This window comes from Nonomuraea sp. NPDC050691, from assembly GCF_040654455.1.
GTDB lineage: Bacteria > Actinomycetota > Actinomycetes > Streptosporangiales > Streptosporangiaceae > Nonomuraea.
On record NZ_JBFAIA010000204.1, the window covers coordinates 1 to 14,229 of the forward strand.

The window sequence follows — 14,229 nt, forward strand, 5'->3', positions numbered from 1 at the left end:
CGGTGGGCGGCGGCCCGGACGTCGGCCAGCGCCGACGGGTCGGACGAGCCCGCGGCGCCGAGGATCACCGCGTCCGTACGGCGCAGCCCCGCGCGGGTGAGCCGCCGGGTCAGTGCGGAGGTGAGCAGCCCGTGGGGGCCCAGCGGGGCCGCCATGAGCGCGCCGGGCCGGTGCTCGGCCAGGACGGCGGGCAGGTCCACATGGACGTGGTAGCCGCCGGCGAGGAGCAGCGGGACCACGACCACGGGCCCCGGCACGGCCGGCAGGACGTCGCGCAGCAGCGGGCGGCTGATCTCCAGGTAGGCGAGTTCGACGCGGCGCCCGGGCCGCTGCCGGCGTATGACGGCGGCCAGCTCGGCGAGGGTCCGCTCCCCCGCGGCGCTGCGCGTCCCGTGCGCGGCCAGGACCAGCGTGGGAGCGCCGGACCGGCTCCACGCGGCGCCGGGTGCCGGGACGTCCCTCCCGAGTCGCGCGCTCACTGGTGCACCTCGTGGGAGCAGGCCAGGCGGTAGCCGCGTTTGACGACCGTCTCCACGATGCCGCCGGGCCCGAGGGCGCGCCGCAGCCGGGTGATCGCCATCTCCACCGCGTGCTCGGCCGAGTCGCGGGCGACGCTGCCGGGCAGCACCGTGCGCAGTTCCGTGCGGGAGACCACGTGGCCGGGCTTGTCGGCCAGCCGCTTGAGCACCGCCATCGGCGCGGGCGGCAGCGGGCGCAGTTCGCCGTCCACGACGACGGCGTGGCCGCGGATCTCCAGGTGGTGCCCGCCCGCGACGACGCGGGTGACGCCGTGCTCGGGCAGGTGGCGGGCCAGGGCGCGGGCGAGCGCGCCGAGCCGGGAGCGTTCCGGCTGGAGGGTGGGGACGCCGCGGGAGACGAGCGGCTCGGCCGTGACGGGCCCGACGCAGGCGGCGACGACCCGGCCGCCGAACGCCTGGAGCAGCTGCTCCTCCAGGCCTTCGGCGCGGGCGGCGGCGAACATGGCGTGGACGGCGGGCGCGCTGGTGAAGGCCACGGCGTCCACGGCGCCGGAGATCGTCTGGGTGATGAGGCGGCGCAGCGGCGAGGGGTCGCGGTAGGGCAGCCAGCGGTAGACGGGGATCTCGATGACCTCGGCGCCCGCGCCGCGCAGGGCGGCGACGAAGCCGGCGAGCGGCTCGCCGTGGAGCTGCACCGCGATGCGCCTGCCCCGCAGGTCCTGGGCGAGCAGGTGCTCCTTGACCTCCTCGCAGGAGTCGCTGGAGGGCGTCCAGTGGTCGTCCAGGCCGGCGGCGCGGACCGCTCCCCTGGCCTTGGGGCCGCGGGTGAGCAGGCGGGCGCGGGCGAGCTGGGCGATGAGCTCACCCGACAGGCCCCATCCCTCGGCCGCGGCCACCCAGCCGCGGAAGCCCACGCCGGTGGTGACCACCACGTCGTCCAGGGGCTTGTCCAGGCTGAGGCGGGTGGCCGCCAGCAGGTCGGAGTCCTCGGCGAGGGGCACCAGGCGGATCGCCGGGGCGCTGACCACGCGGGCGCCCCGCCGTTCGAGCAGCGCGCCGAACTCCTCGCGCCGCCGGGTGGCGGTGACGCCGACCGTGAAGCCGGACAGGGCGTTGGGGGCCGTCTCGTGGGGGCGTGCCGGGTCCTCGGCGGGCGCGCTCACGCGAGCACCTCCTGACGGGTCGGGGGCGCCGGCGTGCCCGGCCGGGCCCCGAGCACCCGGCCGGACATCACAGGCACGTGAGCCAGAAGTGAGATCACGCGCTCAATGGTGCTTTGGGGCCGTTTCGCCGCTGGGTCCCTTCTGTTACCGCTGTGCTACAAGCGCACGGATCGAAGGGTGTCACCGCGATGCCACATCCGCCGTACCCCCGGGATTGATCGCGAGCGGGCGCGGGAAGCCTTCCCGATGACCAAGTGACCTTTCGGGGAGGTTCGGTGACGGTCCGGCCCATCCGCCTGTTCGACGACCCGGTGCTGCGCTCGGTGGCCGAGCCGGTGCGCGACTTCGACCGCGAGCTGCGCGCCGTCGTGAAGTCCCTGACGGGGACGATGCGCGCCGGGCCGGGGCGCGCGGGGCTGGCGGCGCCCCAGCTCGGGGTTCCGCTGCGGGTGGTCGCCTACGCGTACGAGGGCCGGTCAGGCCACCTGGTCAACCCGCGCCTGGAGCTGTCGGAGCGCCGCGTGACGGCGGACGAGGCGTGCCTGTCGGCGCCGGGGGTGTGGTGGCCGCTGGAGCGCTCCTACATGGTGGTCGCGCGCGGCCGTGACATGTTCGGCAAGCCCGTGTCGGTCCGGGCGCTGGGCGTGCTGGCGAGGGTGCTGCAGCACGAGGTGGACCACCTGGACGGCGTCCTGTTCAGCGATCACCTGGCAGAGGAGGAGCGGGAACGGTTTCTCGCCGTCGCGCTACCGTCGGGATGAGGGAGCGGCGCTGGTCGGGGTCGGTGCCGCCCCAGACGCCGTTGAGCTGGCGGGTGTCGATCGCGTAGTCGAGGCAGGGCTGGCGGACCGGGCATCCCCGGCATACGGCCTTGGCCTGCTCCACCTGCTCACGGCCCGGGCCTTCCGTCGAGATCGGGAAGAACAGCTCCGGGTCCATGGCCTGGCAGGCGGCCCCGCGCGACCAGTCGTGCATCATCATGCCGACGGCGCCTACCCCTTTCCCGGCGGGTCACACCACTTCTTCCAGCAGCCGGTCCCAGTCGGCCAGGAACCGGTCGAGCCCGTAGCGGGCCAGAGCGGCGGCGCGGGCGGCCTTCCCGGCCTGCGCGCCCCGCTCCGGGTCGGCGGCGAATTCCCGCAGCGCCCCCACCAGCACGTCCGTCCTGGTGGAGATGACTCCGGCCTCCGGCGGGACGGCCTCGATCGCCTCGGTGGCGGCCAGGGCGACCACGGGCATGCCGAGCGTCATCGCCTCGATGAGGGCGAGCCCGAGCGAGGTCCACCGGTACGGGTGCAGGTAGACGCGCCGGCGGGCCAGTTCGGCGTGCATGAGGTGCTGCGGGAGGTCCTCGTACGTCCCGTACGGCAGGCCGGTGACCTTCATGCCGAACACGTCGAGCGGCACGGCCGCGGCGAAGCGGGGCAGCAGGTCGGTGCCGGCGACCCGGGTGCGGCGCACCGGCTCGTTGACGACGACGCCGGCCCGGGGCAGCTCGCCGGTGTAGAGGTGGCCGGGGTCGGGGACGCCGTGCTCGATCACCCGGGTGGGGGCCCGGCCGTTGTCCCAGTACAGCTCGTTGAAGTGGGTGACGTGGACGAGCGTGACGCCGGCGCGGCCGGCGAGGGGGTGGCGGGTGCGCGGCACGTCGCCCGCGGGCGTGTTGTGCTCCACGTAGACGCCGGGCAGGTCGCGGCCGAGCCACTCGCGGGCCAGGTCCAGGTCGCGGGGCCGCTGGTGGACGACCACGTCGAGCGGCTCGTGGCGCAGGCGGTCCCAGGCGACCTCGCGGGCGTTCGCGGGCCAGTCGTAGGTGTCGGCGCGCCCGCGGCCGTCGGGTCCCCGGCCGGGGACGAGCGGCAGCACGTACTCGTGACCGCCGCGGACGAAGGCGTTGGTCCAGGCGCCGTGCACGTGCCAGAGCAGGATCCTCACCAGCGGCTCCAGCCGAGCACCCGGGCGCGGCGCGAGTGGCTGCCGGCGGGGACCGGTCCTCCCTCCACGCCGTCGAGCAGGCGGTCGGTCACCTCGGTGAGGTCGGCGGCGACCTCGGGGGCCTCCAGGACCTCCTGCTGGAGGGTGTGCGGCGTGGGCACCAGGATGCCGCGCGCGCCCGCCGCGCGGGCGGCCTCCATGTCGCGGCCGATGTCGCCGACCACCACGCAGTCGCGCGGGCTGACGTCGAGGACGGCGGCGGCCCTGATGAGCAGGCCGGGCGCGGGCTTGCGGCAGGTGCAGCAGTCGCCGTCGTCGTGGACGCAGATCGCCCAGGCGTCGAACGGGCCGAGCAGCTCCTCCACCCGGGCGTTGACCTGGCCCATCTCGTCGGGAGTGATGAGCCCCCTGGCGACCCCCGACTGGTTGGTCACCACGGCCACCGGGATCTCCGCCCGGCGCAGCCGCGACAGCGCCTCGGCCGCGCCCGGCATCGGCTCCACCTTGCGAGGGTCACCGTTGTACGGAACGTCCTTGATCAGAGTCCCGTCACGGTCGAAGAGCACCGCACCGGGACCTCGCTGTGTGAACACCTCTCACCTCCGTCGCGCCGGTCGGTCTGCTACCCGGCGAAACGCCCCGCTAACAACTACGGAGAGTGACCAACAGCAGCACTGAAGGGGTGTTTGTGCACTTCCACGCGATGTGCCAGGTTTGAGAGCCGCTTCTCTCGGTAGCGATTCTCCATCCGGTGGGAGGAGCACGATGAGATTTCTCGGCATCAACGCGATCTTTCACGACCCCGCCGCGGCGATCGTCGCCGACGGGCGCATCGTCGCCGCCGCGGAGGAGGAACGGTTCAGCCGCCGCAAGCACGGCAAGCGGCCCCTCGCGTTCTCGGCCTGGGAGCTCCCGGAGCAGGCGGCGGCCTGGTGCCTGAAGGAGGCGGGCCTCTCCCCCGAGGACATCGACGCGGTCGCCTACTCCTACGATCCGTCCCTCGTCGTCCGTCGTCCCGACGGCGACTGGGAGGACCTGCGCACGACGTACGCGGTGCGCGCGCCCAACTTCCTGGCCACGGCCCTGCCCGGGCTCGACCCGGCGCAGGTGCGCTTCGTCCCCCACCACGTCGCGCACGCCGCCTCCGCCGGGCTGGCCTCCCCGTTCCGCGACTGCGCGGTGCTCGTGTGCGACGGCCGGGGCGAGAACGTCTCCCACCTGGCCGGCCGCTACCACGACGGCGAGCTGGAGGTGCTCGCCGCGCAGGAGCTGCCGCACTCGCTCGGCCTCATGTACGAGGACGTGACCCAGCACCTGGGCTTCCTGCGCTCCAGCGACGAGTACAAGGTCATGGCACTGGCCTCCTACGGCCGGCCCCGGCACCTGGAGGCGCTGCGCGAGCTGATCCACACCACGGGCGACGGCGGCTTCCGGGTCGAGCCGATCGACTGGAACTCCTTCGCCAAGGCCCTGTCCAAGGGCTCCCCCTGGACGGACGACCACGCCGACCTGGCGGCCAGCGTCCAGGCGCGGCTGGAGGAGGTGCTGCTGGAGCTGGTCCGGTGGCTGCACGAGCGCACCGGGGAGCGGCGGCTCGCACTGGCGGGCGGGGTGGCGCTCAACTGCGTCGCCAACACCCGCCTGCTGGACGAGGGGCCGTTCGAGGAGGTGTGGGTGCAGCCCGCCGCGGGCGACTCGGGCACCGCGCTGGGCGGCGCCCTGCACCTGGCCCAGGCGTACGGCGAGCGGGCCGCGCCCATGATCGGCGCCGACCTGGGGCGCGGCTTCACCGACGAGGAGCTGGGCGCCTGGCTGGACGTGGCGCGGGTGCCGTACACGCGGCCGGCCGACCTGGCCGACGCCGTGGCGGCCGAGCTGGCCGCCGACCGGATCGTCGCCTGGTTCCAGGGCCGCTCGGAGTACGGGCCGCGGGCGCTCGGCCGCCGGTCGCTGCTCGCGCACCCGGGGCACGCCCGCAACACCGAGCGGCTGAACGACGTCAAGGGACGCGAGCAGTTCCGGCCGATCGCGCCGATGGTGCTGGAGTCGCGGGCCCGCGACGTCTTCGGCCGGGGGCCGGTGCCCTCGCCGTACATGCTGTTCGTCCACGACGTCGAGCCCGCGTGGCGGGAGCGGATCCCGGCCGTGATCCACGTGGACGGGACGGCGCGCATCCAGACGGTCTCGCCGCGGTCGGAGCCGCTGCTCGCGCGGATGCTGTCGTCGTTCGAGGCCCGCACCGGGCTGCCGGTGGTGGTCAACACGAGCCTCAACACGGCCGGGCGGCCCATGGTGGACGACCCGCGCGACGCGCTGGAGTGCTTCGGCTCCTCCCCGGTGGAGGTGCTCGCCCTCGGGCCGTACCTGGTGCGGCGGCGGGAGGTGTTCGCTCCGTGATCACGGTGGTGGTGCCCACCGTGGGACGGCCGAGCCTGCGGGCGACGCTCGCGGCCCTCGGCCCGGACGTGCCCGTCATCGTCGTGGACGACCGGCCGGCCGGGCGCGACGGGCCGCCCCTGGTGCCGCCCGGGCAGGTGCCCGCGAGCGTGCGGGTCGTGACGTCCGGGGGGCGGGGCCCCGCCGCGGCGCGCAACGCGGGCTGGCGGGCGGCCTCGACGCCGTGGGTGGCCTTCCTCGACGACGACGTGGTGCCCGGGCCGGGCTGGTACGAGGCGCTGCGGAAGGACCTGGCCGGGCTGCCGCCGGAGGTGGCGGGCAGCCAGGGCCGCGTCGAGGTGCCCCTGCCCGGCGACCGGCGGCCGACCGACGCCGAGCGGAACACGGCCGGGCTGGCCGGAGCGCTGTGGATCACCGCCGACATCGCCTACCGGCGGGCCGCGCTGGAGCGGGTCGGCGGGTTCGACGAGCGTTTCCCGCGGGCCTACCGGGAGGACGCGGACCTCGCGCTGCGGCTGGCCGGCCGGGGGCACACACTGGTGCGGGGCGAGCGGGTGACGGTCCATCCCGTGCGCGAGGACGGGTTCTGGGCGAGCGTGCGCTTCCAGCGGGGCAACGCCGACGACGCGCTGATGCGGCGCGTCCACGGGTCGGGGTGGCGCGAGGCGATCGGCGGGGCGCCCGGGCGGCTGCGCCGCCACGCGTTGACCACGGCGCTCGGCCTCGCCGCCGCGGGCCTCGGCCTGACCGCCCTGCTGAACGCCCGCCGTGCCTGGCCGGCCGTCGTGGCGGGCGCGGGGTGGGCGGCGATGACCGCCGAGTTCGCCTGGGCACGGATCGCGCCGGGCCCGCGGACGCCGGGCGAGGTGCTGCGGATGGCCGTCACCAGTGTGCTGATCCCGCCGGTCGCCGTGGCGCACCGGCTTCGGGGGGAATGGAAGGTGCGGCGATGAGCGGACGGGTGCTCGTGGCGCGGCTGGACGACGCGGGGGACGTGCTGCTGGCCGGTCCGGCCGTACGGGCCGTGAGCGCGCACGCGCGCGAGGTGACGCTGCTCGCGGGCCCGCGCGGCCGGGCCGCGGCCGAGCTGCTGCCCGGCGTGGACCGGGTGGTCGTGTGGCGGGCGCCGTGGATCGACCACCGTCCGCCGCCCGTGTCGCCGCGTGACGTGGACGACCTGATCGGCCGGGTCAGGGGGATCGACGAGGCGGTGATCCTCACCTCGTTCCACCAGTCGGCGCTGCCGCTGGCGCTGATCCTGCGGCTCGCCGGGGTGGGACGCGTCTCCGCCATCAGCAACGACTACCCCGGCTCGCTGCTCGACGTGCGGCACGTCGTGGACGAGGGGCTCGACGTGCCCGAGCCGGAGCGGATGCTGGCCGTGGCCCGCGCCGCCGGCTTCGACCTGCCGCCGGGCGACGACGGCCGGCTCGCCGTGCGCCGGCCGCTGCCCGACGTCTCCCGCCTCGGCCTGGGGCCCGGCCCGTACGTCGTCGTCCATCCCGGCACGTCGGCACCCGCGCGTACCTGGCCGGCCGAGCGCAACCGCGAAGCCGTGCGCGAGCTGGCCGAGGACGGCCACCGGGTGGTCGTCACCGGCGTGGAGCGCGAGCTGACGGCGCACGTCGCCGCCGGCGCCCCCGGCGCGGCCCTGGACCTGGGCGGCGCGACCACGCTGGCGGAGCTCGCGGCCGTCATCGAGGGCGCCGCCGTGCTCGTGGCCGGCAACACCGGCCCCGCCCACCTGGCGGCCGCCGTCGGCACGCCGGTCGTCAGCCTCTTCGCGCCGGTCGTCCCGGCCGGGCGGTGGGCACCGTACCGGGTGCCCACGGTCCTGCTGGGCGACCAGGACGCACCATGCCGGGACTCCCGGGCGCGTGTGTGCCCGGTGCCCGGCCATCCCTGTCTGGCTCAGGTGACCAGCGAGCAGGTGGTCAAGGCAGTGAGGGAGCTGAACCAGTGAGAATCGCCCTGGTCTCGGAACACGCGGATCCGCTCGCGACCATCGGCGGGGTGGACGCCGGCGGGCAGAACGTCTACGTCGCCGCCCTGGCCGCGGCCCTCGGCGGGCGCGGCCACGAGGTCGTGGTCCACACCCGGCGCTCGGGGCCGTCCCAGCCGGAACGGGTGGAGGTGGCGCCCGGCGTGCGGGTCGAGTACGTCGACGCGGGCCCGGCCGCGCCGGTCCCGAAGGACGAGCTTCCGCCGTACATGCCGGAGTTCACGGCGCGCCTGGCGGCGCGCTGGGAGGCGGATCCGCCGGACGTCGTGCACGCGCACTTCTGGATGAGCGGGCAGGCCGCGCTGCGGGCCGCCGGGAACGTGCCGGTGGTGCAGACCTTCCACGCGCTCGGCGCCGTCAAGCGGCGCTGGCAGGGCGCCGCCGACACCAGCCCGCCGCACCGGGTGGACACCGAGCGGCAGATCGGCCGCAGCGCCGACGCCGTGCTCGCGACCTGCCGCGACGAGGTGAACGAGCTGCGCGCGATGGGCGTGCCCGAGCGGCGGATCGCGGTCGTGCCGTGCGGCGTGGACCTCGGCAGGTTCCGCCCCGACGGCCCGAGGGGGCCGTGGCCGGGCGACACCGCCGCACCGGGACCGGACGGATCGGGCGCGCCGGTGGCGGGCGGGCCGGGCGTGCAGGGGGCGGGCACGGCGCGGGTGCTCAGCATCGGGCGGCTGGTCCCGCGCAAGGGCGTGGACACCCTCGTGCAGGCCATGCGGCTACTCCCCCGGGCCGAGCTGGTGATCGCCGGCGGGCGCGTGGACGACGAGGAGGCGGTGCGGCTGCGCGAGCTGGCCGCCCGGTTCGGCCTGGCCGGGCGCGTGCGGGTCGTCGGGAGCGTCCCCCGCGACGAGGTGCCGGCACTGATGCGCGCGGCCGACGTGCTGGTCACCGTGCCGTGGTACGAGCCGTTCGGGATGGTGCCCGTCGAGGCCATGGCCTGCGGGCTGCCCGTGATCGCCTCGGCCGTCGGCGGCCACCTCGACACGGTCGCCGGATGCGGCCTGCTCGTGCCGCCCCGCCGCCCGCGCGCCCTGGCCAGGGCGCTCAAGGACGTGCTGACCGACCCGGGCCGCCGCCGGGCGATGGGCGCGGCCGGGGCGCGCCGGGCCCGCCAGCGCTACGGCTGGCCGCGCGTCGCCGAGCGGACGGAGGCCGTGTACACGCAGGTCATCGACGGCCGGATGTGCCGTCTCGCGGCGCTGGGAGGTTGAGAGATGGACGCGCATCTGGAGAAGCTGTGCGCCACCCTGGCACGCGTCGACGGTCACACGGCCGTCGTCCGCGCGTGGGGCGGCACGCTCGCCGCGGTCCTGGGCTCCGGCGGCAGGCTGCTGGCCTGCGGCAACGGCGGATCGGCCGCCGAGGCGCAGCACCTGACGGCCGAGCTGGTGGGCCGCTTCCGCGCCGACCGCCCGCCGTACGCGGCGATCCCGCTGCACGCCGACACCTCGTCGCTGACGGCGATCACGAACGACTACGGCGCCGAGGAGGCGTACGCGCGCCAGGTGCGCGCCCACGGCCGCGAGGGCGACGTGCTCGTGTGCCTGTCCACCAGCGGCGGCAGCCCGAACGTGCTGGCCGCGGCGAAGGCGGCCCGCGAGTGCGGGATGCTCGCCTGGGCGCTGACCGGGCCCGCGCCCAACCCGTTGGCCGGCGTGTGCGACGAGGCCGTCACGGTGCCCGCGGAGGAGACCTCGACCGTTCAGGAGGTGCATCTCGCCCTGATCCATCTGCTTTGCGACGCGGTCGAGGAGGCACTGTGAGCGGTCCGCTCGTCGTCATCGGCGACACTCTGCTGGACGTGGACGTGGAGGGCGGCGCGGACCGGTTGTGCCCGGACGCGCCCGTCCCCGTGGTGGACGCCGAGGCCGAGCACGCCCGGCCGGGAGGTGCGGGCCTGGCCGCGCTGCTGGCCGCCCGCGACGGCGCGGACGTGGTGCTCGTCACCGCGATCGGCGACGACCAGGACGGCCGCCGCCTGTGCGGGCTGCTGGCGGGCGAGGTGGAGCTGGTGCGGCTGCCGCTGCGCGGCGGCACCGTGCGCAAGACCCGGATCCGGGCCCGGGGGCAGACGCTGGTCCGGGTGGACTCCGGCGACGGCAGGGCCCGCCACGCCGCTCACGACGAGGTGGCCGCGGCGCTGCGCCAGGCCGGGGCGGTGCTCGTGTCCGACTACGGCCGCGGCGTCACCCGGGTGGCGCGCGACCTGCTGCGCGGGGCGGACGCGCCGGTCGTGTGGGACCCGCATCCCAAGGGCGAGCAGCCGGTGCCGGGCTGCGCGCTGGTGACGCCCAGCGAGGTCGAGGCCCGGCTCATGTGCGAGGTCCCGTACGAGGGGCCCGACCAGGCCGCCCGTCATCTCATGCGGGCGCTGCGGGCGCGGGCCGTGGCCGTCACGCTGGGCGGGCGCGGCGCTGCGCTGGCCCGCCAGGGCGGCGGGCTCACCCAGGTGCCCGCGCCGGTGGACGCCCCGGGGCAGGACGTGTGCGGCGCGGGCGACCGGCTGGCCGCCGCCGCCGCGCTCGCGCTGCGCGACGGCTCCGGCGTGGAGGAGGCGGTGACGATCGGCGTCGGCGAGGCCTCGCGCTTCGTCGAGCGGGGCGGCGCCGCCTCCATCCGCATGCAGGAGCAGGAGCTCGGCGACCGGCCGCGCACCGCGCTGGAGGTGGCCGAGCTGACCCGCGCCTACGGCGGGCGGCTCATCGCCACCGGCGGCTGTTTCGACCTGCTGCACGCCGGGCACGTCAGCCTGCTGCGGCGGGCGCGGGCCCTCGGCGACGCGCTGGTGGTGTGCGTCAACTCCGACGACTCCGTCCGCCGGCTCAAGGGCCCGACCCGGCCCATCGTGGACGTGCGCGACCGGGTCGAGGTGCTGCGGGCGCTCGCCTGCGTGGACGCGGTCCTGGTGTTCGACGAGGACACCCCGGCCGCGGCCATCGAGCGGCTCAGGCCCGACGTGTGGGTGAAGGGCGGCGACTACGAGGGCGACGTGCTGCCCGAGGCCGAGGTCCTCGACCGGCTGGGCGGCGAGGTCGTCGTCCTCAGCAGCCTGCCGGGCCGCTCCACGACCAATCTCATCAGGGAGATCCGCTGACGCTCCCGCCGAGGTGCGGGAGCGGCGACCGCGATGACAAGGAGATCACATGAGGGTGCTCATCACCGGTGGCGCCTCCGGCCTCGGCCGGGCGACCGCCGAGGCCGTGGCCAAGGAGGGCTGGCGGCCGCTGGTCGTCGACGTGCGAGAGCCCGGGCAGGACGTCGAGCACGTGGTCGCCGACCTGTCCGACCGGGCCGAGGCCGAGCGGGCCGTGCGTGAGCTGGCCGAGCGGGCCGGCGGGCTCGACGCCGTGGTGACCGCCGCCGGCGTGGACGCCTGCGGGCGCCTGGAGGACGTGCCCGCCGACGCCTGGGACCGGGTGATCATGGTCAACCTGGTCGGCACCGCCTCCGTCGTGCGGGCGGCGCTGCCGTACCTGAAGGACACCCGGGGCAAGGTCGTCACCTGCGCGTCCACGCTCGGGCTGCGGGCGCTGAGCGACGCGAGCGCCTACTGCGCGTCGAAGTTCGGCGTGGTCGGCTTCACCCGGGCGCTGGCCGTCGAGCTGGCCGGGCAGGTCGGGGTCACATTGCTGGTGCCCGGCGGCATGCGGACGGCGTTCTTCGACGGCCGGCCCGAGCAGTACAAGCCCGGCCCCGACGCCGGGCTCAACGACCCGGCCGACGTGGCCCGCACGGTCGTGTTCGCGCTCGGCCAGCCGGCCGGGTGCGAGGTCAGGGAACTGGTCGTCTGCCCCTCGACGGAGACGTCATGGCCCTAGAGCTTCTCGCGCTGCGCGGGCTCGGCCTGGGCGACATGCTCACGGCCGTGCCCGCTCTGCGGGCGCTGCGGCAGGAGTTCCCGGTCCACCGGATCACGGTCGCCGCGCCGGCGCCGCTGGAGCCGCTCCTGTCGCTGACCGGGGCGGTGGACGAGCTGATCGACGTGCGCGGTCCCGGGCCCGTGCCGTTCGAGCGGCCCGGCGGGGGACCCGACATCGCCGTCAACCTGCACGGCAAGGGCCCGCAGAGCGTCGAGGCGCTGCGCCGCACCCGGCCGGGGCGGCTGCTCAGCCACACGGTCGGCCCGCCCTGGCGCGACGACGTGCACGAGGTGCGGCGCTGGTGCGACATGCTGGAGTGGTACGGGGTCAAGGCCGACCCGTCGGACCTGACGCTGGGCGTGTCCGACCGGACCGGGCCCGTGGTCGTCCACCCGGGGGCCGCCTTCCCGGCCCGCCGCTGGCCGCCCGAGCGGTTCGCGCACGTGGCCTCGGCCCTGGAGCGGTCCGTGGGCGAGGTCGTCGTCACCGGCGACGCCGGGGAGGCGCCGATCGCCGCGCGGGTCGCGGAGCTGGCCGGGCTGCCCGCCGGGCGGGTGCTCGCCGGCCGTACGGACCTGGCGGGGCTGATCGACGTGGTGGGCCGGGCGCGGCTGGTGGTCTGCGGCGACACGGGCGTCGGCCACCTGGCGACCGCCTTCTGCGTGCCGTCGGTGGTGCTGTTCGGGCCGGTGGCGCCCGCGCGGTGGGGGCCGCCGCCCGGCTGGCGGCACGTCGCGTTGTGGGCGGGGCGGACCGGCGACCCGCACGGCGACCGGGTGGACCCCGGCCTGCTGAAGATCGATGTCTCCGAAGTCCTCGACGCCGTGATGGAGGTCACCTCATGAGGGCGCTGGTTACCGGCGGAGCCGGTTTTCTCGGCTCGCACCTGTGTGAACGCCTGCTCGACCAAGGGGCCGAGGTCATCTGCATGGACAGCTTCCTCACCGGCGGCCCGCGCAACGTCGAGCACCTGATCGACCGGCCGGAGTTCCGCATCATCGAGTGTGACCTGACCGGGTACGTCCACGTGCCCGACCGGCTGGACCTTGTCCTGCACTTCGCCTCGGCCGCCTCCCCCGCCGACTACCTGCGCTACCCCATCGAGACGCTGCGGGTGGGCAGCGTCGGCACCCTGCACGCGCTGGGGCTCGCCCGGGAGAAGGGCGCCCGGTTCGTCCTCGCCTCCACCAGCGAGGTGTACGGCGACCCGCTGGAGCACCCGCAGAAGGAGACGTACTGGGGCAACGTCAACCCGGTCGGGCCGCGCAGCGTGTACGACGAGGCCAAGCGCTTCGCCGAGTCGCTGACCACCGCCTACCGGCAGTCGCGCGACACCGACACCGGCATCGTGCGGATCTTCAACACCTACGGCCCGCGCATGCGGCCCTTCGACGGCCGGGCGATCCCGACCTTCATCCGGCAGGCGCTGCTGGGCGAGCCGATCACGATCACCGGCGACGGCACGCAGACCCGGTCCATCTGCCACGTGGACGACACCGTCACCGGGATCCTGGCCATGGCGGCGAGCGACTTCGCCGGCCCGGTCAACATCGGCAACCCGGACGAGCTCACCATGCTGGAGCTGGCCACGCTGATCAGGAAGCTGGCCGGGTCGTCGTCACCGATCGAGTTCATCGAACGGCCGGCCGACGACCCGATGGTGCGCCGGCCCGACACGACGCTGGCCGCCGAGCGGCTCGGGTGGCGGGCCGTGGTGCCCGCCGAGGAGGGCCTGCGCCGGACCATCGAGTGGTTCGCCTCCGAGCTGGCGGACCACGGCAGACTGGAACGGCTGGGCGCCTGAGCCGGCCGTCGGGGGGTGGTGGACCAAGGATGCCGGGAATCGCGATGGTCGTGCTCGACATGCTCAACCCGTACGACCACGAGGACGCCGACCGGCTCGTGCAGGGTGTGGAGCCGATCGTGCCCAAGCTGGCCGAGCTGGCCGGCCGGGCGCATCGGCGCGACGACGTGGAGCTGATCTACGTCAACGACAACTACGGCGACTTCACCGCCACCCGCGAGGACCTGGTGGCGCGGGCGCTGAAGGGACGCCGGCCCGACCTGGTGCGGCCGGTGGTGCCGCCGCGCACCGCCGCGTTCCTCACCAAGGCCCGCCACAGCGCGTTCTACGGCACCGCCCTGGACCACCTGCTGCGGCAGCGCGGCATCGAGACCGTGATCATGACGGGGCAGGTGACCGAGCAGTGCGTGCTGTACAGCGCGCTGGACGCGTACGTGCGGGAGTTCGGGGTGGTGGTGCCGCCGGACTGCGTGGCGCCGGTCCACGGTGATCTCGGGCGGGCCGCGCTGCGCATGATGGAGCGCAACATGTCGGCCGAGATCGTCCCGGCGCGCCGCCTCCTGACGTAGGGCCGGGAAGCCCG

At 75.6% G+C, this 14,229-nt stretch carries 16 protein-coding genes; 11 read left to right on the top strand and 5 right to left on the bottom strand.

Going from position 1 to position 14,229, the window contains the following annotated elements; all coding sequences use genetic code 11:
* Both AB0H81_RS39180 and AB0H81_RS39185 read right to left on the bottom strand, forming a co-directional pair.
* Positions 1-479, bottom strand: a 479-nt coding sequence (locus AB0H81_RS39180) for a CbiX/SirB N-terminal domain-containing protein (RefSeq protein WP_358385680.1), incomplete at its 3' end; no start/stop codon positions are given.
* On the bottom strand, positions 476-1,642 hold the full coding sequence (locus tag AB0H81_RS39185) for a uroporphyrinogen-III synthase (RefSeq protein WP_358385683.1): 1,167 nt from the start codon (positions 1,640-1,642) through the stop codon (positions 476-478). The genes AB0H81_RS39180 and AB0H81_RS39185, both read right to left, overlap by 4 nt.
* Positions 1,643-1,917: 275 nt before the next feature.
* Here AB0H81_RS39185 and AB0H81_RS39190 point away from each other — a divergent pair, with 275 nt between their 5' ends.
* Positions 1,918-2,403, top strand: coding sequence for a peptide deformylase (locus tag AB0H81_RS39190; RefSeq protein ID WP_358385686.1), 486 nt, complete (start codon positions 1,918-1,920; stop codon positions 2,401-2,403).
* Here the strand turns inward: AB0H81_RS39190 and AB0H81_RS39195 are convergent.
* Genes AB0H81_RS39195 through AB0H81_RS39205 form a run of 3 tightly spaced genes read right to left on the bottom strand, consistent with a single transcriptional unit; the run spans position 2,339 to position 4,170 of the window.
* On the bottom strand, positions 2,339-2,623 hold the full coding sequence (locus AB0H81_RS39195) for a WhiB family transcriptional regulator (protein WP_358385689.1): 285 nt from the start codon (positions 2,621-2,623) through the stop codon (positions 2,339-2,341). The two genes, AB0H81_RS39190 and AB0H81_RS39195, sit on opposite strands and share 65 nt — an antisense overlap.
* Before the next feature lie 30 nt (positions 2,624-2,653).
* Complete coding sequence (locus AB0H81_RS39200) at positions 2,654-3,577, bottom strand: glycosyltransferase (RefSeq protein ID WP_358385692.1); 924 nt, start codon at positions 3,575-3,577, stop codon at positions 2,654-2,656.
* Positions 3,574-4,170: an HAD-IIIA family hydrolase gene (locus AB0H81_RS39205; protein WP_358385694.1), complete on the bottom strand. Its 597-nt coding sequence runs from the start codon at positions 4,168-4,170 to the stop codon at positions 3,574-3,576. The genes AB0H81_RS39200 and AB0H81_RS39205 overlap by 4 nt, the downstream gene beginning before the upstream one ends.
* Positions 4,171-4,342: 172 nt before the next feature.
* Between AB0H81_RS39205 and AB0H81_RS39210 the strand changes: the two genes are divergently transcribed.
* Genes AB0H81_RS39210 through AB0H81_RS39255 form a run of 10 tightly spaced genes read left to right on the top strand, consistent with a single transcriptional unit; the run spans position 4,343 to position 14,215 of the window.
* Positions 4,343-5,974, top strand: coding sequence for a carbamoyltransferase C-terminal domain-containing protein (locus AB0H81_RS39210; RefSeq protein ID WP_358385697.1), 1,632 nt, complete (start codon positions 4,343-4,345; stop codon positions 5,972-5,974).
* Positions 5,971-6,927, top strand: a complete 957-nt coding sequence (locus tag AB0H81_RS39215; RefSeq protein WP_358385700.1) for a glycosyltransferase — start codon at positions 5,971-5,973, stop codon at positions 6,925-6,927. Before AB0H81_RS39210 ends, AB0H81_RS39215 begins: the two co-directional genes overlap by 4 nt.
* A complete protein-coding gene (locus AB0H81_RS39220; RefSeq protein ID WP_358385703.1) occupies positions 6,924-7,937 on the top strand; it encodes a glycosyltransferase family 9 protein in 1,014 nt (337 codons plus the stop codon). Before AB0H81_RS39215 ends, AB0H81_RS39220 begins: the two co-directional genes overlap by 4 nt.
* Positions 7,934-9,193 (top strand): glycosyltransferase, encoded by a 1,260-nt coding sequence (locus tag AB0H81_RS39225; RefSeq protein ID WP_358385706.1) that lies wholly within the window; start codon positions 7,934-7,936, stop codon positions 9,191-9,193. The genes AB0H81_RS39220 and AB0H81_RS39225 overlap by 4 nt, the downstream gene beginning before the upstream one ends.
* A gap of 3 nt (positions 9,194-9,196) precedes the next feature.
* Complete coding sequence (locus AB0H81_RS39230; RefSeq protein WP_358385709.1) at positions 9,197-9,745, top strand: SIS domain-containing protein; 549 nt, start codon at positions 9,197-9,199, stop codon at positions 9,743-9,745.
* Positions 9,742-11,076 carry a D-glycero-beta-D-manno-heptose 1-phosphate adenylyltransferase gene (rfaE2, locus tag AB0H81_RS39235; protein ID WP_358385712.1) on the top strand — a complete coding sequence of 445 codons (1,335 nt, stop codon included), beginning with the start codon at positions 9,742-9,744 and terminating at the stop codon, positions 11,074-11,076. Before AB0H81_RS39230 ends, rfaE2 begins: the two co-directional genes overlap by 4 nt.
* Before the next feature lie 49 nt (positions 11,077-11,125).
* Complete coding sequence (locus AB0H81_RS39240; protein ID WP_358385715.1) at positions 11,126-11,800, top strand: SDR family oxidoreductase; 675 nt, start codon at positions 11,126-11,128, stop codon at positions 11,798-11,800.
* Entirely contained in the window at positions 11,791-12,687 is an 897-nt protein-coding gene (locus tag AB0H81_RS39245) for a glycosyltransferase family 9 protein (protein ID WP_358385718.1), read from the top strand. The genes AB0H81_RS39240 and AB0H81_RS39245 overlap by 10 nt, the downstream gene beginning before the upstream one ends.
* Positions 12,684-13,646, top strand: a complete 963-nt coding sequence (locus tag AB0H81_RS39250) for a UDP-glucuronic acid decarboxylase family protein (protein WP_358385721.1) — start codon at positions 12,684-12,686, stop codon at positions 13,644-13,646. Before AB0H81_RS39245 ends, AB0H81_RS39250 begins: the two co-directional genes overlap by 4 nt.
* A 29-nt stretch (positions 13,647-13,675) precedes the next feature.
* The gene (locus AB0H81_RS39255) at positions 13,676-14,215 is read left to right on the top strand and encodes an isochorismatase family cysteine hydrolase (RefSeq protein WP_358385724.1); all 540 of its coding nucleotides are present in this window, start codon (positions 13,676-13,678) and stop codon (positions 14,213-14,215) included.
* Positions 14,216-14,229: the final 14 nt, after the last annotated feature.